This window comes from Clostridium phoceensis (genome assembly GCF_001244495.1).
In the GTDB taxonomy this organism is placed as follows: Bacteria; Bacillota; Clostridia; order Oscillospirales; family Oscillospiraceae; genus Lawsonibacter; species Lawsonibacter asaccharolyticus.
In genome coordinates, this window is sequence record NZ_LN866273.1 from 70,425 (window position 1) to 89,456 (window position 19,032).

A 19,032-nucleotide genomic window follows, 5' to 3' on the forward strand; every position below is an offset into this window, starting at 1 on the left:
GGTACTCATTCCTGTCCGTCTCTATTATGCGCTTCTTCCTGCAAGGGCTGTCAAAAGCGCCGCCATATCCGGGGATTCTGTAAGGAGTTTGAGAAGCAACTGCTGTTTGGCTGCTGCGTCAAGGTTTTGAAGCGGGTCTGGTGCCGGGGGCTGCTGTTCCACGGGAGACTCAGTCACCGCTGCGGTTTCCGCTGTGCTGCCACCCCCATAAAACTCTTTCTGGAATCTTGCGGCGTTTACACGGCGGTCATCGTCTAAGATATGGGCATACCGTTCCATGACCATTGTGGCCTGTGCGTGCCCGGTGTCACCCTGAACAGCTTTAATGTCGCCACCGCTGAGTTTAAGTTTGTAGGTCGTGCTGGTGTGCCTGAGACTATGAAATACCACTTTGGGGAGATTATTTTCCGTGATGAGTTTGTCAAAGGCCCGGTTGATGTAATTTGCTTCGGTAGGGGTCCCCTGGGTACTGGCGAATACAAGGTCATAATCTCTATATTCATCCCCCAGCAATTCTTTCAGTTCATCAATCGTTTTTCTGCGCTCTACCAGCATTTCCGCTACCGCCCTGGGCAGAAATACCTTCCGCACACTTGTCTTGGTCTTCGGCTCTTTCAGGGCCAGTACAGTGGAATTGCACCCTCGCATCGTGGGAAACTTAAACATGATACCTTTTTCCCCGATCTGTGCCAGTGATTCCCTAGAGATCCGCTGAAGTTTTTTGTCGATATAGATATAGGCGCAGTCATGGTCTATGCTGTCCTGGCTAATATCCACACAGCTCCATGTCAGGCCCAGCAGTTCCCCCATTCGCAAGGAACAGGCAAAGGCCAAATTGATCGCCAGGGCGAGGAATGGGTTATCGCAGAGGGATAACGCTTTCATCAGTGTTTGAGCGTCCCAAATATTCCGCTCATGCTTCTCGGCTTTGGGAACGGTGGCATTCTGAACAGGATTCCTTGCCATCAGCTCCCACTTTACCGCCTGATTGAACGCATTCCGCAGGAGTTTGTGTATCTCCCGTATCGTATTGGGGGAGATAAGTTCCCCCTCGGGCTGCCCGTACCGGGGAACTGCTTTCACGGTTTGGAGGTCTTTATAGAATTTAGTTATCATTCTGGGGCTGATGTCATCCAGCTTCACATCTCCGATGATGGGCTTGATGTAGTTGCTGATCAGCGCCGTATGTCCATCAAAGGTAGAGGGGGCCCATGTGTTGACACCATAGAGGGATACATATTCGTCCAGAAAATCGGATAGGGTGTCGGCACTGGGCGGGATGAACACTCCGGTGTCTAGCTGATGCTCAATTTCCGCTTTTCGCTTCTTGGCTTCCGCATGGGAGCCGCAGGTTTCCCATTTTTGGCGCTTGGCGCCATTGCTGTCCGTATAGGTATAAACAACGGAATATTTGGTTTTACGTTTGATAATTGACGCCACGGTTGTTCCTCCTTTCAGCTGGCAACTATGGTATGGCGATTTTGGGACTTATACCACGCTTCAAAGCTGTCCTTATAAATGCGGATCTTGTCATTCACTTTCACTGTGACAAACAAATCTCGCTTGTTCACCATGTTATAAACGCTGTTTCGGTGTATGCCCAGCAGTTTTGCCACATCGCTCACCGAAAGGGTTGCGTCCAACAGCTCTTGCGGTGCCGCGTCCTCTCGTTTCTTATAATGGGACTGTCCTTGATACCACGTCTCAAAGTTTTCCTTTAGAATGCGAGTTTGCCCATCGACCTTGAACGTCTCAAAGGGTGCATGGTTCTTTATCAGCTCATAGATGGAGCCAGGGTTCAGCCCGAGGATGCCAGCCGTCTCCGGGACGGTCAGAGACGCAGGGAGTAGTTGTCCTGGTTCCGGCCCGTTGACCTTTTTGTAGCGGAATTGACTGCCGTACCATTCCTCAAAGCTGTCCAGCATGATCCGCATTTTGCCGCCGACAAGAGTAACCTTGAAGCGTCCCTGTTTTACGAGCCAATATGCCTCGACCTTTTTCATACCGAGCAGCCTCTGCATTTCGGGGACAGAGATGCTGGTTTTTCCCATAACAGATATTCCTCCTATGTAGATTTTGTAATAGCTGAAGTCAAATATCGCGTGGAGTGGGAGATACACCATCCAGCCACTCATCAAAACTAACCTTCGAGATGCGAATCTGATTTCCAATCTTATGACCTCGAAAGAAGTCCTTTTTAATTAGGATGTATGCGGACGAACGGCTAATATCCAACATAGCCATAATGTCACCCACGGAGTAGGCTCGTTTTTCTTTGATATGTACTGGAACCATTTCTGCGTTTCGAGCATTGTGTTCCAGTATACGCTGTTCCATAATTTTATCGTTCATATTCCGTTAAATACCTCCCTATGCCGACTTGATGAGCCTGCCAATGCAGCCAAGGCACTTGCCTTGACTGCATTGTACCGGGGAGACATTTTTATCTCAAATGTGCGATTGTTCAGACCAACTTAAAATCGTACTGTTGACAATCAACCCTTGTCCAACCACTCGTCAAAACTTGCTTTAGAGATTCGGAGTTGTTTTCCAATCTTAAAGCTCCGAAAGAGGTTTTTTTTGATTAGAATGTACGCAGATGAGCGGCTAATATCCAACATAGCCATAATATCGTCCACGGAGTAGGCCCTTTTTTCGCTGTCAAAAGCAGGCGCTTTTTCTGTGTTGCGGGCGTTGAGTTCTGCCATGCGCTGCTCCATCAATTCATCAGTCATACCTCGTGCCTCCTCAATACCTGTCATCGCCCAGGTGTTTTTTCTTGTGAATGATACGGTAATCGTAGCCGTCCCGGACGTGGCAGTACATACAAGGTTCTTTAGCTTGTGCGTGGTTAATCCGCCTCACAATATGTTCGGGTGAACAGATGAACTGTCTAAGGCAGGTGCCACAAAGAGTCAGCACCATTTCGCCACGCATCTCATCACGCGGCTCATCAGCATACGGCTTCTGTTCCTTCTCGGCAAGATTATGCAGGCCGACGCTGATGCCAAGGGCCACGTCAACATAGTCCATCACATCATCATCTAAGCAACCTACATAGCTGCCAAGCCTGCCCTTATCAATCGTTCTGATCTGCTCCAGCATAACCATAGAGTTTTGGGGCAGGCCAAAGTATGGAGGGACACCGATATGGGTCGGCTGATGGAGTTTCTTCACCCTGGTCGTGATAGGGGCAATGATGATGGTCGGGCTGTGGCGATTCCCTATGTTGTTCTGGATCACAAGGACGGGGCGGTTGCCGCCCTGTTCAGAGCCGATCACCGGATCTAAATCAGCATAGTACATCTGGCCGCGCAGCACTTCATCTGGCAGTTCTATATTCATAAGGACACCTCACCTTTATGTGATTTGCCCTTGCAGCCAAATACCCAATTACTTCCCAGGTAGTGTGCAAAACACATCTGACCGCCAATCCATCCAGAGTCCCCTATTATCATAGCTGGCGATTGGCCGTCCTCGTGTTGGCGGTCAGATATGTAATGCACACTATTTGTCCTCGACACCCCGTGCGCAGGCCGAAGCCTGGGAAGTCGTCAAGCGGTGGCCTGCTCACCACCTCACGGGAGTTTCACCCCAACTGTCGTTCTGACAGAGCCGCCCCCATTGTTTGAGACTGTGGCTGGGCGGGAGTACCATTGTGATTCCGACTGTCATTGCCATGCCGGGGGCAACCCGGCACTTACAAAGGGAGTTCTCGCTCATCCCGGAAAAACTGGATATTTTCGCAGACCTTATTTTCAACAGGTCATGATTTCCAGCAGTCCGGGCCTCGTGGCGTACCCTGTTGTGGTAGCTCATGCTTTCACACATCGGAACTGATGTACTTGACGAATGGGTATTCGGTTATCAAGGAGCATTGAGGGGCCTGCGGCCCTCTCAACCCCCTACTACAACTTTCAACGCCTCAAACCGAACTTATTTTTTTAAAAAATCTAAGACAAATTTTTCAAAGGCCGCTTTCCTCTTTTGAACAGCCCGATCACTAAGTTTGTACCTCTCGCACAGAGCGTTTGTGCAGGAGCGTTTCGCACCAGACAAATAGAGTTCCAGCAAGTCCTCTGCCCAGAGCTTCCATTTACGCAGGGCTGTCTTCAGTTCTTCAATCAGAAGGTGGTCAGCAGCAAGCCCTTCGAGATCAAAGGCCGAGGGGACGCTTTCGTGTAGCGATTCAAGTCCGGCTTCTGGCACACCGGCGTCCAAGGATAAAACTGAGTAGATTGAACCAGCTTTGCGCTTCCGCTGGGCAACTGTGTTTTTGCTGTTCCACTCCTGGTATTCGACTGCGGTCATTTCGATATACATACAATCCAATTCATCCCCATCCGCAAAGCAGTCTTTTATGAAGTACCGACGCCGCTCGGCGGGCAATCCCCAGTTTTCTTTCAAAATAGCATCCCATTCTGCCGGTGTTGCCACGACGAGCCGACGGACACCATTCACCTGTTTATAAACTAAATATGTAGTTTTCATTTGTGATCTCCTTGAATTTTTGAAAGTCAAAAATTCAAGGAGATCACGGATAGCGGCAGAGCGCCGCCTGCCAAGCAAACAGATCCATTCCCTACTCCATTTCTGGAGCGGCAACAAAAAAATGGCCGGGCATTAGGAAATAGAGGGGTACGTCCCCTCACATTCCTAATGTCCGGCCATTTGGTGACTATCTACCTTACGGTACGATGACCCGTTGCTCGGTACACTTAGACCTTATTCTGTTGTCACTTCCCGCTTCGTGTTTAATATCCGAAACTACCCTGCCTTCCGGTATAATATCTTCCGGCGCAGGGCCAAATCGACCTCCACGACCCTATGACATCGGGGGCACTTGATCTCAATTTTTCCTGTAGTAGGTGATATCTTGTCCATCACGCGCCAATTACATTTAGGGCACCTCACGGCAACATTGATAGGTTGGGCCATCAGTTATCATCCTCCATTTCAATATCGGCCAGCGCATAGGGGTTCTGCAAATAATCCTTTTTCAGCAGGCCAAGCCTTTTCAGTCTGATGGACATAGCCTGTTTGGAAACACCAAGGAACTGTGTCATTTTGCAGAATAGTTCATATTCCTTTGGCCGGTATATTTTATTCAATATATCAATACCGCACTCTAAGTTAAATTTTTGGAGCGCCCCAAGTACGATCTCAGAGGGGAGCAGGAGAGCAGACGCTAAATTATCAGCTTGCCACTCATCCCAATCGCGGATTGGAAATTGCGGACTACGCCCCTGATAATAGACAACACGATTTTGAAGCAATCTATTAGTTGAATATAAGCTGGCTAAAATCTGGTGGGCTGTTTCGTGCGCCAAAGTAAAGTGATATCTTCCGCACAGAGCTGGATTCTTCTTTAAGTCAGTTTCTATTAGGAGAGTTCTTCCATCAAGGTAGTAGAAGCAGGGCTGTCCACTATCATCGTAGAGTTCAACGCCGACCTCCTTAAATGCGGTCATTCCGAGGGTCAGCCCGTCTTTTGATAGATGGAAATAGTCAATGTGGAGGCCGCAAAGCTCACATGCGAGGATTTCAGGGTCAACACGATCAACTTGCCGGTCTACAAACTAAGGTAAATGCTTGTAGTCATTGAAAACCTGGGTTGCTATTTTTTCAATGTCACTTCGGGATAAATAACTCATCATTTGTACCCCTATTTTCATAAAAACGAATTTCGACAAAAAGAAATGATAATCTTGACACGATGTGCAACTCGTTGTACTATATGTGCAGGTCAAGTTCATATTCCATATTATAGGCAAATTAACTGCATATGTCAATATGGAATGTGTAATTAGTTGCACATCAGTTGGAGGTAGTATAATGAAGTTTGCTGAAAAAGTACGAACCGCAAGACTCAATATAGGCTATACGCAGAAGCAGCTTGCGGAAATAACTCATGTTGCGCTCCGTACTATCGTCAGCTATGAAAAAGGGGAAAGTTACCCCCGGAAAAGAGAAACCTACACAGCCCTTGCAAATGCCCTCAATGTTGAAACAAACTACCTCTTGACAGAAGATGAAGAATTTGTGGTCAATGCCGCTGAACGATATGGCGCTCACGGAGCATCACAGGCCCAAGCTGTGGTTGATGGATTTTCCGGCCTGTGTGCTGGCGGCACTTTGTCCGAAGAAGATAAAGATGCTGTGATGAAAGCGTTACAGGACATTTATTGGGAGTCAAAAGCAAGGAACGTGCAAAAATATACACGAAAAAAATTTAAAAAATCCTGATTATGGGACAGTGACCCATATATGATTTGTGATGCAAGGAAACCTTTGTGCTTTTGGGGGTGGAACGTCTATGCTGCAAAAGGCAGAAACGATCTATCATAAAGCGAATGAACTTGTAAGGCGCTGTGGAACGCGGGATACCCTGCGAATCGCCGGTAAGATCGGCATTTATATACACCAAATTGATACTTTTAAGGAGTTGCTGGGAATGTATAGTTACCAGCATAAGGAGAGACATATTCTGCTGAACTCCAACATGGATCACATTACAGTTCAAATGGTCTGTGGGCATGAGATCGGTCATGATATTTTTCATAGGGAGAAAGCCAAGAGCAGAATGGGGCTCCAGGAATTCACCCTGTTTGATATGCGGAGCGAGATGGAGTATGAGGCCAATGCCTTTGCAGCCCACTTGCGTATCGACAGTGAGGAATTGCTTGAGCTTGCAGGTCACGGATATGATGTGGTTCAGCTTTCCTCAATAATGGGAACAAATGTTAATTTGGTGCTCATCAAGTTAAATGAACTCAACCGTATGGGGCTTCGACTTGACCTCCCATATGTTCCCCACTCGGATTTTCTAAAGAATATAACAATATAAGGTCAGAGCCTCTCCCTTAGTCTAATCTTATTAAAGATAAGCAACAGGCCCGGTCCTTCTTAAGGCCGTCCTGTTGCTTATAACTATTAAGGTTCATATTGATTATGTTGCAGATGCAAGCGATATATGTATTTCATTTCTTTCCGTACTGTCAGATTTGCTGTCAAAGAATTCCTGTATGAAACGACAAATCGTTGCGCCACAAGGCTTTGAAGGGTGCATCTTTTTTGATTCCCGGGGGTCTTGCCATTGCCCGGGCGAAATAAATTCGCCCTTCGCCGAGGTTTTGCCTGCGGCAAAACGCTCGTACGGCGCAAAAGCGCCGCGGCCCAGAAGGGCCGTTGGGTGAACTCCAAGACAGCCGATTGAAATTTTGAACTATCTATCTTGTCATGCTTTGTCAAAACGAAAGGGCATCCGTAAGGATGCCCTTTCGTTTTGGGTTCCGCCGACTCAGGAGCGGCTCCCTCCTTCGGCTCCGGCCGCTCTCCGGCTCCTCTCCCGATTCAAAGGCGGGAATGTACCGCCGCAGATAGTCCCGCAGGGCCTGATCGCAGACGTATACATATGTGCCGTAAATTCCCCGGGTCAGAAACGTTGCGTAGGTGTTGAGCACATACCGCAGCAGGTCCTCCTCGGAAACGCCCGACTTTACCCTGCTGTGTCTTTCGCCAACACCTGCTTTACGGCGTCATGCACACGCGTTTGATGCGGTAATACTCCAGAAGGGAATCGGTGGAAAAATCTGCGCCGATTCCGCTTTTTTTCATACCGCTGTGGGGATAAGGCAGCGGCGAACCGCCGCCCCACACATTGATAAATACCTCGCCGGTCTCCAGCTCCTGATAAAGGCGGAACGCGGAGGACAAATTGGTGGTATACGCATAGGAGGAGAGTCCGTACTCCGTGTCATTGGCCAATTCGATCGCCTCATCCAGGGTTCGGAAGGTGATGACGGGCAGAACCGGCCCAAAGATTTCTGTCCGGCAGATCTCCATGTCGTTGGTGCAGCCGGTCAACAGAGCGGGAGTCAGATAGTAGCCCGGCTTTCCCTCGGGAATCTGTCCGCCGCAGACCAGATGAGCCCCTGCCTGGACAGCCCGGTCGATCAGCCCCATCACGCGGGCGCGTTCTCCCTCCGAGATCAGGGGACCCATGTCGCACTCCTCCCGACCCCATCCCAGCCGGCAGGCCTTAAATTGCTCCGCCACCATGGCGCAGAATTCCTCGGCCACTGACTCGTGGACAATGGCCCGGTTTACACTGGTGCACAGCTGTCCGCAGTTATTCATTTTCAGCCCGGCCAGGAAGCGGGCGGCAGCAGGCAGGTCGGCGTCCGACATGACCACAGCCGGAGCGTTTCCGCCCAGCTCCAGGGAGTGGGACTTGATACTCTTGCTGGAAGCTGCCACCACCTGCAGGCCGGTTTGAGTGGAGCCAATCAGGGTGATCATTTTGGGGATGGGACTTTCATTGAGCGTGGTCCCCACCTCGTCCACTGTACCGCTGACAATGTTGACCACACCGGCAGGGAATCCGATCTCGTGGGCGAGTTGGCCAATCCGAAGCGCAGACAGCGGCGTAAGAGAGGCAGGCTTAATCACACAGGTACAGCCGGAGGCCAGGGCAGGTCCCAGCTTTGCTCCCAGATTCAGCAGGGGCATGTTCCAGGCCAGATGGCTGATGACCGCACCCAGAGGCTGATACTGCGTCAGGTGATAGGTCCTGTAATCCGTGTTGTAGTCGGGTGTGACCCGGCCATAGACTCGGCGCGCCTCCTCATAGTAAAAGCTGAGCGCGTCGCACAGAACCTGGAACCCACGGCTGGCTCCGGCATAGGACTTTCCCGTCTCCAGGCTGAGCAATTCCACCAGCTCCTCCTGGTGTTCCAGCAGAACACTTTTCAGCTTGTTGATCCAGATTCCCCGCTCATTGAGAGACATTCTGGACCAGAGGGGGAAGGCCTTCTGCGCGCTGGCCAGCGCAGCCAGAGTCTGTTCCCTGCTGGCTCCGGGCAGAGAGACAATTTTTTCTCCCGTACCCGGCGCGTAAACGGGGCGCGTGGTCCCCTCTCCCTTAACCAGCTGCCCGCCGAAATACTGATAAAATTCCATTCGGATGCTCCTTTCCCGTTCCATACAGCCGGGGACACCGACTCCGGTGTCCCCGGCTCAGCCTGTTTTATTGGGCCAGTCCGGCCTGTTCCAGCAGCGGAATATAAATTTCTTCCTCTTCCTTCATGTGCTCATAATACTCGTCCGCATCCAGATAGAACCAGTTGGAGGCCATGTTGTCGATGAACTCCCGATAGGACTCGCTCTCCGCCGCAGTCTTGACCGCTTCTTCCAGCACATCCAGCACTTCCTGGGGTGTGCCTTTGGGCGCCACGAACCCGCGGGTGGACAGAATCACCAAATCATAGCCCAGTTCCTGGGCGGTCGGGGTGTCGGGAAATGCGGCCATGCGCTCCTCCGTCATGGACATGATGGGGAAAATCTGGCCTGCATCGATCTGGGACATGCAGTCCACAGGGCTGAACACGGCCACGTCGATGTCGCCATTGGCCAGGGCCAGCCCCACGCCGGTGCCGCCGCCGGAGTTGGGCACGATGTTGACCTCAATTCCCGCCTCGTTGCACAGGGCCAGGATGGCCAGATGCCACATGCCGCCCGCGCCGCCGGTGCCCCAGTTCAGCTCGCCGGGATGGTCCTTGGCATAGGCGATCAGCTCTTCCACATTGGAAAAGCGCTCATCATCGGTGCGGATCAGGATTGTGGCCGCGTCATAGACCACAGCGCCGATGGGCTCGAAATCATCGCAGGTCAGATCAGAGTAGCCCAGTGTCGTCAGGGTGGCCAAGTTGGTCATTGCCATGCCGATGGTGTACCCGTCTGGCTCACTGTCGGCCAGTTGCTCCATCCCGATAGAGGTGGACCCGCCGTCCAAATTCTCATAGATCATGCTCACGCCCAGAGTCTTCTCCATCTCCATCCCAATGCTCCGGGCGATCAGGTCGCTGCCGCCGCCCAGCCCCTGAGGAATGATCATGGTGATGTTGTCTGTGGGATACGAGGTCCCCTCTCCCTCGTTGCTTGAGCCGCCGGGCGCGTCCGTGCCGCGGCTGCAGGCCGCAAGCCCTCCGACCATAGCCAGCGCCAGTGTCCATGCCAACAGTTTCCGCTTCATAAGTAGATCCTCCTTTAATAAAAATATGATCTCTCCTGTTTTACTCCGCTTTTGCCCTCTCTTTCTGGATCAGCCGCTTGACCTTGGGATAGGCAACCATAAAGACCGTCAAAACCCAGAAGAAGATACAAATGGGACGATTGAAGAAAATCTCGTAGCTTCCCTGTGAGAGGATCAGAGACTGGCGCAGGTTGGTTTCCAGCAGGTCACCCAGCACCATACCCAGGATCAGTGGAGAGGACGACACGCCCACCGACTCCAGCAGAAAGCCCAGCACACCGAACACCACCATGACCAGGATAAAGAATGTCTTGTTGCTGGAGGCGTAGGAACCTACAACACAGGTAATCAGAATCAGGGGCAGCAGCATTCTCTTGTCCAGCTTCAGCAGCTTGGCGAAAAACCGGGCCAGAAACAGCCCCATAAACAGCATGCAGATATTTGCGATGATGGAATAGATGTAAACTCCTGTCACAATGGGGCCCTGTTCCACAAAGATCATGGGGCCCAGCCGTAGTCCGTGAATCGCAAAGGTGCTCATCATAATGGCGGTCACGCCGTCTCCGGGAACACCCAGCGAGAGCATGGGGATCAGGGCACCTCCCACAGTGGCATTGTTGGCACACTCAGGGGCGGCAATGCCCTCGGGAATACCGGTACCAAATTTCTCCGGGTGGTCGGAGTTGGTCTTTTCGGAGTTATAGGCTACAAAGGCGGCGATAGGTCCGCCCGCTCCCGGCATGATTCCCACGCCGGTCCCGATGACCGTGGATCGGAACAGGGTTCCCTTCAACTTCCAGATCAACTTCCAGCCAGGGAAAATCTTTCCAATCTTCTGGTAATCCTTCTTCCCTTTATCCATGGTAAACAACTGCTTGATAATCTCCGACACGCCGAACAGGCCGATCAACACCGGGACCTGGTCGATACCGGCCATCAGTTCCCGGCTTCCGAAGGCAAATCGATTCAGGCCGGTCAGACTATCCATTCCGATGGTGGTGATCAGGACGCCGATGATGGTGGACAAAAGCCCTTTCAGCAGAGACTCCGAGGAGGCGTCTGCAATGACAACTAATCCGAAAATAGAAAGGACAAAATACTCTGGATACCCAAACTGGGCGGCCACAGTGGCGATGAGGGAGCAGCCCAAAACCAGTACGATGCAGCTGAACATCCCACCAATGAAGGAGGACACCGTAGAGATACCGATCGCCTTCCCTGCCTCTCCCCGTTGGGCCATGGGATAGCCGTCCAGAGAAGTCATCACCGCGCTGGAGGTACCGGGCACCTTCATCAAAATAGCGGCAATGGAACCCCCGTAAACACCTCCCACAAATACCCCCAGCATCATGGCGATGGCGTCAATATCGTTCATGCCGAAAGTAAGTGAGGTCAGAACTGCCACAGCCATAGTGGCCGTCAGGCCAGGGATGGCCCCCACAATAATCCCGGCAAAGGTTCCAAACACCGTGAACAGTATCGTCTGCACTGAGAGCAGCTCCATTACACTTCCAACTGTCAAAGCATGGTCCCTCCTCTCTTATAAAAACAGCATGGGGATGTTGATTCTCAGAGCCACAACAAAGACCCCGTAAATGATGGCGATGGTGCAGATCGGGAGCAGAATGATCTGCCACACTTTCCGGACGCCGTTCAGAAGCATTCCGCCCGCCAAAAAGACAAACGCACAGATTTCAAAGCCCACCGTCCGCAGCAGCAGAGCAAAGAGCACAATCATAATCAGGTTGCCCGCCACCCGAAGAATTCCCATCTTGTTGGACAGGATCATTGCCCAGGTCTCTTTCGTTTTCTGCAGCTCCGCCTGTACGTAAGTGGGGTTCTCATACCGGCCGCGCAGGATTTTCTGCACCTCCTGTACCGCCAGAATGGCGGCAATCGCCAGCATCAGAACAGCCAGCACATTGGGGACAGCCTCAGGCCCCACCGCTGAGATGCTGCTGTAATCCGAAAATGTGGAAGTCTGTGCCAGGACGATTCCGGAGACCAGCACGGTCGCCGCAATCAAAATCAAATTCCCTACCATAATACCGCCGTCTCCTCCCTATCCCTGTTCCGCCAGAAACGCGCGGACTGTCCGAATCACTGCCCTGTGGTCGTCTCGATGATCCAGACCGGAAACGCACACCGTTCCGACCTGTCCGACTCCAAGCACATAGATGGGAAACGCGCCTCCCAGCGGGAGAAATTCCTGAAAGTCCCTGCCCCTGTCCGCAATGGTCGTGTGACTCAGTTCCAACTCACAGAATACGCGCAGAGAGCTGCACCGAAACACATGCGCCACGTTGCATTTTCTTCGCACCGCCCGCTGATGGTTGAGGTGCGTGTCCTGAAAGGCGTAGTAGAAAAGTTGTTTCTCATTGCTTTCTATCGAAATCGCCAGATTCCATTGCTCCTGCCTGGCCAATTCCACCAGGAGATTGCCCAGCCGCCACGCATCCTCCGCGTCAAACTTCGGAAATCGAAGCTGGTGTTCTTCTTGAATGGTCTGTTCCAGTAGTTCCTTGGTATCCACTTCAGTCGCCTCCTTTTGTCTGATCCTAGTTTTCCCTTTGCGCGCCTGACTGAAGAGAATCGGCCGCTCCTCTTGAAGCCCAGGGCAATTTACACAGAAACAGCGCTCCGAATTTGATTTTTTGACGATTTCTCGAGATATTCTCGGCCACAAACCATTCATGTTGTACAAATTTTAGCATAGAAACGTATAAATGAAAAATATTAAAATCGAATCAAATCCATAACAAGACGTTATGGATTTATAAATTCTTGCACTATCCTCCGGTTCTGTAGATCTCTCACCCCAAGTTAACCGGCATTTTCTCATCTTTGCACACCAGGCGTCTTCTTTCCTCCATCAAAAAAGTTCGGGGGTACTGAAGCACCTCCGAACTTTTTTACCAGATTCCGCAGAGTCTTTACAAACAGCCCATCACTCCTGCCGCTAATTGGTATATCCGTCCATCTCGATCAGCCGAAACCGCTGGAGCATGAACTCCTTAAACTCATCCAGCGCCTTGGTGAAATAGGTTTTCTTTCGGTAAGCGATGTGCAGATGCAGTGTCAGCGGCGTGTCAAAAGGAGTAATGGCCCAAAATCGTCCCGTCTGCAGCCTTCTTCGGACAGACAACTTGGACAGAACTCCGATTCCAAGTCCGGCGTCCACCGCATTTTTAATAGCCTGTGTATTGTGGCAGGACCAGGCGGCATACCATCTGACATCCGTTTTCGACATCTCCATGGAGAAGCGGGCGCGGGTTTTGCTCCCCTCCTCCCGGACAATGAAATCCATGTCTTTCAAATCTTCCACCGTGACGTTTTCCCTCCCATACAGAGGGTGGTCCCGGTTTACCACCAGGACAATCTCCGTGTCTCCTAGGGGTTCTGTCTGAATGGCCCGGCTGTATATGTCTCCCTCCACCATCGCCAGGTCCAGCTTACTGTCCAGCAGCGCCCGCTCAATCACATCTGTATTGTCCACCGTCGCGACGATCTGGGTCTGAGGACATTTTTCCCGATACGCCCGTGTAATTTCCGCCAGAATCGAGGTCCCCACCGTTATGCTGGCCCCCGCCCGGACGATATCCTTCTGATTCGCCTCGGCCATGCTCTGGTCCATTTTTTCCATCAGGTTCAGCACCTGAGAGGAATACTCATACAGGCGCTTTCCATCCGGCGTCAGCAGCAAGGTCTTGTTGCGCCGCTCAAACAGGGTACGCCCATAGTACTCCTCAATCTCTGAAATTGTCTTGCTGATGGCCGGCTGTGAAATATACAGCTCGTTGGACGCCTTGGTCATATTCATGTCCTTACAGACGGCATTGAAAACTTTCAGATGCCTTGTGTTCAGCATACGTCCACCCTTCTCCTGTCCACCCAGTCTGCCAGCCAAGTCCGGCTTTGGACCTTTTTTCGGCCGACGCCTGCCTGTTACTCCCCTGCGATGCGGAAAAGGGATCCAGCCATCAGACTCTCTCATAGGCACGGCGGCTTACCCTTATACTTTACCACAATAACTTAAGAGATACAAGAGTGAGTCCTCCCATGCCCTGTACCCCCACCGCCTCAACGGCCGCCGTTTTCTTCTTTCCGGTCCAGCAGCGCCCGGACCATCCCCCGGGCCGAGATGTCCGAGGCCAGCAGGCAGCGGGCGGTGCTGCGGGCCGCCAGGGCGCGGGCTGTGACCGGGCCGATGCATACACAGGTGAGTCCGCGGGGAATCGTCACCCCGCTGTCGAGCAGAAAGTCCACCCCGCTGGCGCTGGAGAGAAACAGGCAGTCCGTCTCTTCCAGCCGGTCCTGGAGCCCGCCCCGGTCCACCGGGGCGGGCCGGAGATCGTACAGGGGAATATCCTCTGTGGGAAAGCGCTGGGACAGCGCCCGCTCCAGCTCCCGGGAGCCCAGCCGGGAGCGGAACAGCCGTACCGACTCCCCGGGGGAGAGCCGCTCCAGCAGGGCGTCCGCCAGTCCCCGGGTGGTATGGACCGCCGGACACAGGTCGGCGGAGATGCCGTGTCGGCGCAGGGCCGCCCCGGTGGCGGAGCCGATGACGGCAAACCGGCAGGCGGCCAGGGACCGCAGGTCCACTCCGGCGCGATCCAGAGCCTGAAAAAATGCCTCCACCCCGTTCTGGCTGGTGAGCACAATCCACCCCGGGCGGAGGCGCAGCTGCTCCCAGGGGAAGGAGACCGGCAGCTCCACCGTGCGGGTGGTCATCAGGGAGAAGGGGCGCGCCCCCAGCTGCGTCAGCAGGGGCCGCAGACGCTCCTGCATGGCCGGCGTTCCGGTGAGGGCAGCCCGGACCCCCTCCAGCGGTCTGGTCACAGGCGAGGTCAGGTCCAGGGCCGCAGTCTCTCCCACCACGATCACGGCGGGGGGGCAAACACCCCCCCCCCCGGCGGGCCCCCGCCCGTCCCTTTTATNATGGGGGGCGCAGCCCCCCGAGACCACGGCGGCCGGGGTATCCGGCGAGCGCCCCGCCGCCGTCAGCCGCCGCACCAGAGCGGGGAGCTGGGACAGTCCCATCAGGATAACCGTCGTCCCCTTCGCCCCGGCCAGCCGGTCCAGCTGTTCGGAGGAGCCGTCCCCGGTGTGGGCGGTGATCACATGGAAGCTACGGCTCAGTCCCCGGTGGGTGACGGGAATGCCCGCCTGGCCCGGGATGGCAATGGCGGAGGATACCCCGGGCACCACCTCAAAGGGAATGCCCGCCTGCCGGAGAGCCAGCGCCTCCTCCCCGCCCCGGCCGAACACAAAGGGGTCTCCCCCCTTCAGCCGAACCACCTGATGGCCCGACCGGGCCAGCTGAATCAGCGTCCGGGAAATCTCCTCCTGGGGGGCGCTGTGCCGGCCCATGCGCTTTCCCATGTACACCCGCGCCGCCTGCCGGGGGATGGCGTCCATCAGCTCCAGGTCGATCAGGTCGTCATAGACCACCGCGGTGCACTCACACAGCAGCCGATATCCCCGCAGGGTGATCCACTCGGCCGGGCCGCAGCCGGCCCCCACCAGATAGACCCGCCCGACTGACCCGCTCATCCCTCTCCCTCCTCTGTCTCCACGCCCGCCAGACTGCGCTTCTCCTCCGGCGTCAGGGGGCGGCCCAGCTCCAGGCACCGGCGGCACAGCGCTTTCAGCACCGCCTCCCGCCGGGCCGCCCCCTCCACATGCTCCCGCACCCAGGGGCGGACAGCCCCCAAATATGCCAAAATCTCCTCCACTCCCTCGGGCAGGCCTTCGGCAAACCGGTCCCGGAAATAGACCGCCGCCGAGGGGCTGCATCCTCCCGTGGACACCCCCACAGACAGCTCTCCCCGCTTCAGCAGGGCCGGGAAGAAAAAGGTGCTCTCCTCCCGGTCGTCCACCACATTGACAGGGATCCGCCGCGCCCGGCACAGAGCGGCCGCCCGGCGGTCCGTCTCGGGCCCGGCGGCCGCCACCACAAAGTCCGCCCCCGCCAGGTCCCTCTCCTCAAAGGGGCGGCGCAGTAGGGTGAGACCGGGCATCTCCTCCAGCTCCGGCAAAACGGCTGGGGACACCAGGGTGAGCCGCGGGCCGTAAGGGAGCAGGCGCTCCACCTTGCCCAGCGCCACCCGGCCCCCGCCGATCACCAGCCCGGGGACATCCTTCAAATCCACAAAAAAGGGAAAATAAGCCACGTTCCCCCTCCTTATCCTTTCGATACGCAGTAATACTGCCACCCCTCCGGCGCCATGATCCGGCGGACGGACACCCCGAACACCCGATCCAGCACGCCGTCTTCAAACAGTTCCCCCGGGCTGCCGATTCCGGCCAGCCGCCCCTCCTGCAGCAGCGCGGCCCGGTCCGCACCCCCCAGGGCCAGGGACAGGTCGTGGAGGACCAGCACCACCGCCCGTCCCTCCCCCGCCAGAGTCCGGGAGAAGCGCATCAGGTCCAGCTGATGCTGAATGTCCAGATAAGTGGTGGGCTCGTCCATGAGGATGGTTCGGGTGTCCTGGGCCAGAGCCATGGCCAGATACACCTTCTGCCGCTGGCCGCCGCTGAGGGTCTGCACCGGTAGCTGGGCCAGCTCCCAGGCGTCGGCCAGCTCCAGCGCCCTCCGGGCGGCGGCGTGATCCTCCGGCCGATACCGCCGGGGGTAGGACAGATAGGGGAACCGGCCGTGGAGCACCATGCGGTAGGCGGTGATGTTGGGGACGTTGCGGGACTGGGGCAGATAGGTGACCTTTTGAGCCAGCTGCCGCCGGGTGAGGCGAGCGGCGGGCTCACCGTCCACCAGCACCTGTCCCCCGGCGGGGGGCTGGAGCCCGGCAATCACCCGCAGCAGGGTGCTCTTGCCGCAGCCGTTGGGGCCCAGCAGAGCCAGAACCTCCCCGGGGTTCAGGTCCAGGCTCACGTCTTGCACCACCAGGGGCCCGCCGTAGCCCGCGGAGATATGTTCCAGCTGAATCATGGAATGCGCCCCCCTCTCTGCCGCAGGAGCAGCCAGATGAAGAAGGGGCCGCCCGCCAGGGAGAGGACAATGCCCACGGGGATGACATAGGGGGCAAACAGCAGGCGGGAGAGCAGGTCGCACACCGTGAGCAGAGAGGCCCCGCCCAGGGCGCAGGCCAGCAGCAGGGGAAGACTGTCCTCCCCCACCGCCCGGCGCATGATGTGGGGGACCAGCAGCCCCACAAAGCCCATCAGACCGGCGAAGCTGACGGCGGCCCCCGCCAGGGCGGCCGCCAGAGCCAGCAGGACCAGGCGCAGGGGCTTTACCGGCAGCCCCAGGCTCTGGGCCGCCTCCCGGCCCAGGGCGAGAATGTCCATCTCGCCGGAGAGGGAAATCAGCAGGATCAGAGAAACCAGAACCACCCAGAAGGCGGGAACAATTCGGTCCATGGACAAGTTGTTCAGCCCGCCGATGCGGAAGTCGGAGTAGCCCAGCAGGGCATCCGGGAAAAACGTGACCACCGCGTCAATGCCCGCACTGAAAATATTGGACACCGCCACCCCTGCCAGCACCAAGGTGATGCGGCTGGCTCCGGTGCGCTCCGCGATGAACAGCACCAGCAGCACCCCCAGGAGGGCCCCCAGAAAGGCGGCCAGAGGGGTGAGGGCCACTGACTGGGGCAGCAGGGCGGAGCACAGCGCCACCATCAGCCCCGCCCCCGAGTTGACCCCGATGATGTTGGGAGCGGCCAGGGGGTTATGGAGCACGCTCTGGATCACCGCCCCGGACACCGCCAGGGCGGCCCCCGCCAGCAGACAGCCGCAGGTGCGGGGCAGCCGGACCAGCTGCACAATATCTCCCTCCAGGGTGCCCTCCAGCTGCCCCAGAAGGGCCTGCGGGATCAGGGTGGGAGAGAGTACGGCGGTGGAGCCCAGGCAGAGGCTGAGCAGGGCGGAGAACAGGGTGAGCAGAAGCAGCCCCGACAGCACCCGCCCCGCCGGGCGGAGGTCAGGGGTAGAGGATGTCCGCAAGCTTTTCATAGGCTTCCCCCCAGCGCGCATTTGGCTTCAGATTATATAAGGAGTGCTCCAGGGTGTGGAACCGCCCCTCCCGCACCGCTCGCAGGTTGCCCCAGGCGGGGTTGGACAGGAGGGTCTTCTCCAGGGTCTCCCGGGCGTCGGTATCGTCCGAGCCCTGGAGAACCACAAAGATATAGTCCGGGTCGGCGGCCAGGATGGCCTCCAGACTCAGCTCCTCCAGCAGGGAGGCGCTGCTGTCCGCCACATTGACGCAACCCAGATCGGAGAGCATCTCCCCCAGGAGGAAATCAGAGCTCCCCTTCACCTTGCAGCTGGAGCCGGTGGCCCGGATGGTGAGCACCGTGGGAGCCGAGCCGTCCTGGCGCGCCCTGGCCGCCTCCACCTGTTCCTGGACCTCCAGGCCGTAGGTCTCATAGTTCTCCGGGCAGCCGGTGAGGCCGGTGCAGATCTTCAGCATGTTCAGATAGTCGTCAAAGCTCTGGATGTCGAAGTAGGCCGCCGGAATACCGGCCTTTTCAAACGTACTTTGCAGCTCCAGGTCCGCCGTAGTGTTGCAGCTGGATAAAATAAAGTCGGGCCGGGCGGCCAGAAGGACCTCCAGATTGGGTTCCTTCACCGCCCCCAGGTCCGCCACGTCGTCATCCAGCCCCAGGTCAAAGGAGGTCCAGGCGTCGTGGGCCGAGGCCGCCAGGGTGTCCCGCCCGCCCGCCAGACACCATACGTCGGCAAAGCTGCCGATGAGGGCGGCCACCCGCTCCGGCTTTTCCAGCACCACCTCCCGCCCCAGATCGTCCGTGAAGGATACCGTCCCCTGAGACTGTGCCGAGTCGGCCTCATCCGCCGGCTGCGGAGAACTGCCGCAGCCCCCCAGGAGAGCCGTCAAAAGCACTGCGGCAAGAAATCGGAATCGTATGTTTTTCATGGATGCTCCTCACAGCAGACCACAAAAGCCGCCAGATTTTTCAAGATACAAGATAACTATAACATATCCCGCCGGCCGAGGGAAGCCCTCGGTCGGCGGGGTCGAA

20 protein-coding genes and 1 pseudogene are annotated in these 19,032 nt (G+C 55.8%); 2 read left to right on the plus strand and 19 right to left on the minus strand.

Annotated elements, in window-relative coordinates; genetic code table 11:
* Positions 1-24: 24 nt before the first annotated feature.
* From BN1969_RS00665 to BN1969_RS00695, 7 genes are all read right to left on the minus strand, one after another.
* The gene (locus tag BN1969_RS00665; RefSeq protein ID WP_050622533.1) at positions 25-1,440 is read right to left on the minus strand and encodes a tyrosine-type recombinase/integrase; all 1,416 of its coding nucleotides are present in this window, start codon (positions 1,438-1,440) and stop codon (positions 25-27) included.
* Between the two features lie 14 nt (positions 1,441-1,454).
* The gene (locus BN1969_RS00670; RefSeq protein ID WP_050622534.1) at positions 1,455-2,051 is read right to left on the minus strand and encodes a helix-turn-helix domain-containing protein; all 597 of its coding nucleotides are present in this window, start codon (positions 2,049-2,051) and stop codon (positions 1,455-1,457) included.
* A 40-nt stretch (positions 2,052-2,091) separates the two neighbouring features.
* Positions 2,092-2,352 (minus strand): helix-turn-helix domain-containing protein, encoded by a 261-nt coding sequence (locus BN1969_RS00675; RefSeq protein WP_419185497.1) that lies wholly within the window; start codon positions 2,350-2,352, stop codon positions 2,092-2,094.
* Positions 2,353-2,495: 143 nt separating this feature from the next.
* Positions 2,496-2,735: a helix-turn-helix domain-containing protein gene (locus BN1969_RS00680; RefSeq protein ID WP_434320047.1), complete on the minus strand. Its 240-nt coding sequence runs from the start codon at positions 2,733-2,735 to the stop codon at positions 2,496-2,498.
* 13 nt (positions 2,736-2,748) lie between these two features.
* Positions 2,749-3,345 carry a type II toxin-antitoxin system PemK/MazF family toxin gene (locus BN1969_RS18775; protein ID WP_077138657.1) on the minus strand — a complete coding sequence of 199 codons (597 nt, stop codon included), beginning with the start codon at positions 3,343-3,345 and terminating at the stop codon, positions 2,749-2,751.
* 591 nt (positions 3,346-3,936) lie between these two features.
* Complete coding sequence (locus tag BN1969_RS00690; RefSeq protein WP_050622535.1) at positions 3,937-4,491, minus strand: hypothetical protein; 555 nt, start codon at positions 4,489-4,491, stop codon at positions 3,937-3,939.
* 446 nt (positions 4,492-4,937) lie between these two features.
* On the minus strand, positions 4,938-5,471 hold the full coding sequence (locus BN1969_RS00695) for an ImmA/IrrE family metallo-endopeptidase (protein ID WP_050622536.1): 534 nt from the start codon (positions 5,469-5,471) through the stop codon (positions 4,938-4,940).
* 364 nt (positions 5,472-5,835) lie between these two features.
* Between BN1969_RS00695 and BN1969_RS00700 the strand changes: the two genes are divergently transcribed.
* Positions 5,836-6,246 carry a helix-turn-helix domain-containing protein gene (locus BN1969_RS00700; RefSeq protein ID WP_050622537.1) on the plus strand — a complete coding sequence of 137 codons (411 nt, stop codon included), beginning with the start codon at positions 5,836-5,838 and terminating at the stop codon, positions 6,244-6,246.
* A gap of 70 nt (positions 6,247-6,316) precedes the next feature.
* On the plus strand, positions 6,317-6,847 hold the full coding sequence (locus BN1969_RS00705; protein ID WP_050622538.1) for an ImmA/IrrE family metallo-endopeptidase: 531 nt from the start codon (positions 6,317-6,319) through the stop codon (positions 6,845-6,847).
* A 400-nt stretch (positions 6,848-7,247) separates the two neighbouring features.
* Here the strand turns inward: BN1969_RS00705 and BN1969_RS19010 are convergent.
* The 12 genes and pseudogenes from BN1969_RS19010 to BN1969_RS00765 all read right to left on the minus strand — a co-directional run.
* Positions 7,248-7,493, minus strand: a pseudogene (locus tag BN1969_RS19010) (DNA/RNA helicase domain-containing protein); the annotation flags it as partial.
* Between the two features lie 37 nt (positions 7,494-7,530).
* Positions 7,531-8,961, minus strand: a complete 1,431-nt coding sequence (locus tag BN1969_RS00715) for an aldehyde dehydrogenase family protein (protein WP_050622540.1) — start codon at positions 8,959-8,961, stop codon at positions 7,531-7,533.
* 67 nt (positions 8,962-9,028) lie between these two features.
* Positions 9,029-10,033: a Bug family tripartite tricarboxylate transporter substrate binding protein gene (locus BN1969_RS00720; protein ID WP_050622541.1), complete on the minus strand. Its 1,005-nt coding sequence runs from the start codon at positions 10,031-10,033 to the stop codon at positions 9,029-9,031.
* 40 nt (positions 10,034-10,073) lie between these two features.
* On the minus strand, positions 10,074-11,555 hold the full coding sequence (locus tag BN1969_RS00725; protein WP_147576947.1) for a tripartite tricarboxylate transporter permease: 1,482 nt from the start codon (positions 11,553-11,555) through the stop codon (positions 10,074-10,076).
* 18 nt (positions 11,556-11,573) lie between these two features.
* Complete coding sequence (locus tag BN1969_RS00730; protein ID WP_050622543.1) at positions 11,574-12,077, minus strand: tripartite tricarboxylate transporter TctB family protein; 504 nt, start codon at positions 12,075-12,077, stop codon at positions 11,574-11,576.
* Positions 12,078-12,095: 18 nt separating this feature from the next.
* Complete coding sequence (locus tag BN1969_RS00735) at positions 12,096-12,566, minus strand: heme-degrading domain-containing protein (RefSeq protein WP_050622544.1); 471 nt, start codon at positions 12,564-12,566, stop codon at positions 12,096-12,098.
* 426 nt (positions 12,567-12,992) lie between these two features.
* Positions 12,993-13,901, minus strand: coding sequence for a LysR family transcriptional regulator (locus BN1969_RS00740; RefSeq protein ID WP_050622545.1), 909 nt, complete (start codon positions 13,899-13,901; stop codon positions 12,993-12,995).
* Positions 13,902-14,113: 212 nt separating this feature from the next.
* A complete protein-coding gene (cobA, locus tag BN1969_RS00745; protein WP_050622546.1) occupies positions 14,114-15,586 on the minus strand; it encodes a uroporphyrinogen-III C-methyltransferase in 1,473 nt (490 codons plus the stop codon).
* The gene (locus tag BN1969_RS00750; protein ID WP_050622547.1) at positions 15,583-16,206 is read right to left on the minus strand and encodes a precorrin-2 dehydrogenase/sirohydrochlorin ferrochelatase family protein; all 624 of its coding nucleotides are present in this window, start codon (positions 16,204-16,206) and stop codon (positions 15,583-15,585) included. The genes cobA and BN1969_RS00750 overlap by 4 nt, the downstream gene beginning before the upstream one ends.
* An 11-nt stretch (positions 16,207-16,217) precedes the next feature.
* Complete coding sequence (locus tag BN1969_RS00755; protein WP_050622548.1) at positions 16,218-16,982, minus strand: ABC transporter ATP-binding protein; 765 nt, start codon at positions 16,980-16,982, stop codon at positions 16,218-16,220.
* Positions 16,979-18,004, minus strand: coding sequence for a FecCD family ABC transporter permease (locus BN1969_RS00760; RefSeq protein ID WP_050622549.1), 1,026 nt, complete (start codon positions 18,002-18,004; stop codon positions 16,979-16,981). Before BN1969_RS00760 ends, BN1969_RS00755 begins: the two co-directional genes overlap by 4 nt.
* Positions 17,973-18,926: an ABC transporter substrate-binding protein gene (locus tag BN1969_RS00765; RefSeq protein ID WP_050622550.1), complete on the minus strand. Its 954-nt coding sequence runs from the start codon at positions 18,924-18,926 to the stop codon at positions 17,973-17,975. Before BN1969_RS00765 ends, BN1969_RS00760 begins: the two co-directional genes overlap by 32 nt.
* Between the last annotated feature and the right edge of the window lie 106 nt (positions 18,927-19,032).

What these genes read in the sequence shown, in the direction of transcription:
- BN1969_RS00715 (WP_050622540.1), bottom strand. Translation starts at nt 8,961, where the DNA reads ATGGAATTTTATCAGTATTTCGGCGGGCAGCTGGTTAAGGGAGAGGGG.
- BN1969_RS00690 (WP_050622535.1), bottom strand. Translation starts at nt 4,491, where the DNA reads ATGAAAACTACATATTTAGTTTATAAACAGGTGAATGGTGTCCGTCGG.
- BN1969_RS00720 (WP_050622541.1), bottom strand. Translation starts at nt 10,033, where the DNA reads ATGAAGCGGAAACTGTTGGCATGGACACTGGCGCTGGCTATGGTCGGA.
- BN1969_RS00670 (WP_050622534.1), bottom strand. Translation starts at nt 2,051, where the DNA reads ATGGGAAAAACCAGCATCTCTGTCCCCGAAATGCAGAGGCTGCTCGGT.
- BN1969_RS00705 (WP_050622538.1), top strand. Translation starts at nt 6,317, where the DNA reads ATGCTGCAAAAGGCAGAAACGATCTATCATAAAGCGAATGAACTTGTA.
- BN1969_RS00680 (WP_434320047.1), bottom strand. Translation starts at nt 2,735, where the DNA reads ATGACTGATGAATTGATGGAGCAGCGCATGGCAGAACTCAACGCCCGC.
- BN1969_RS00765 (WP_050622550.1), bottom strand. Translation starts at nt 18,926, where the DNA reads ATGAAAAACATACGATTCCGATTTCTTGCCGCAGTGCTTTTGACGGCT.
- BN1969_RS18775 (WP_077138657.1), bottom strand. Translation starts at nt 3,345, where the DNA reads ATGAATATAGAACTGCCAGATGAAGTGCTGCGCGGCCAGATGTACTAT.
- BN1969_RS00755 (WP_050622548.1), bottom strand. Translation starts at nt 16,982, where the DNA reads ATGATTCAGCTGGAACATATCTCCGCGGGCTACGGCGGGCCCCTGGTG.
- BN1969_RS00700 (WP_050622537.1), top strand. Translation starts at nt 5,836, where the DNA reads ATGAAGTTTGCTGAAAAAGTACGAACCGCAAGACTCAATATAGGCTAT.
- BN1969_RS00695 (WP_050622536.1), bottom strand. Translation starts at nt 5,471, where the DNA reads ATGACCGCATTTAAGGAGGTCGGCGTTGAACTCTACGATGATAGTGGA.
- BN1969_RS00675 (WP_419185497.1), bottom strand. Translation starts at nt 2,352, where the DNA reads ATGAACGATAAAATTATGGAACAGCGTATACTGGAACACAATGCTCGA.
- BN1969_RS00740 (WP_050622545.1), bottom strand. Translation starts at nt 13,901, where the DNA reads ATGCTGAACACAAGGCATCTGAAAGTTTTCAATGCCGTCTGTAAGGAC.
- BN1969_RS00730 (WP_050622543.1), bottom strand. Translation starts at nt 12,077, where the DNA reads ATGGTAGGGAATTTGATTTTGATTGCGGCGACCGTGCTGGTCTCCGGA.
- BN1969_RS00760 (WP_050622549.1), bottom strand. Translation starts at nt 18,004, where the DNA reads ATGAAAAGCTTGCGGACATCCTCTACCCCTGACCTCCGCCCGGCGGGG.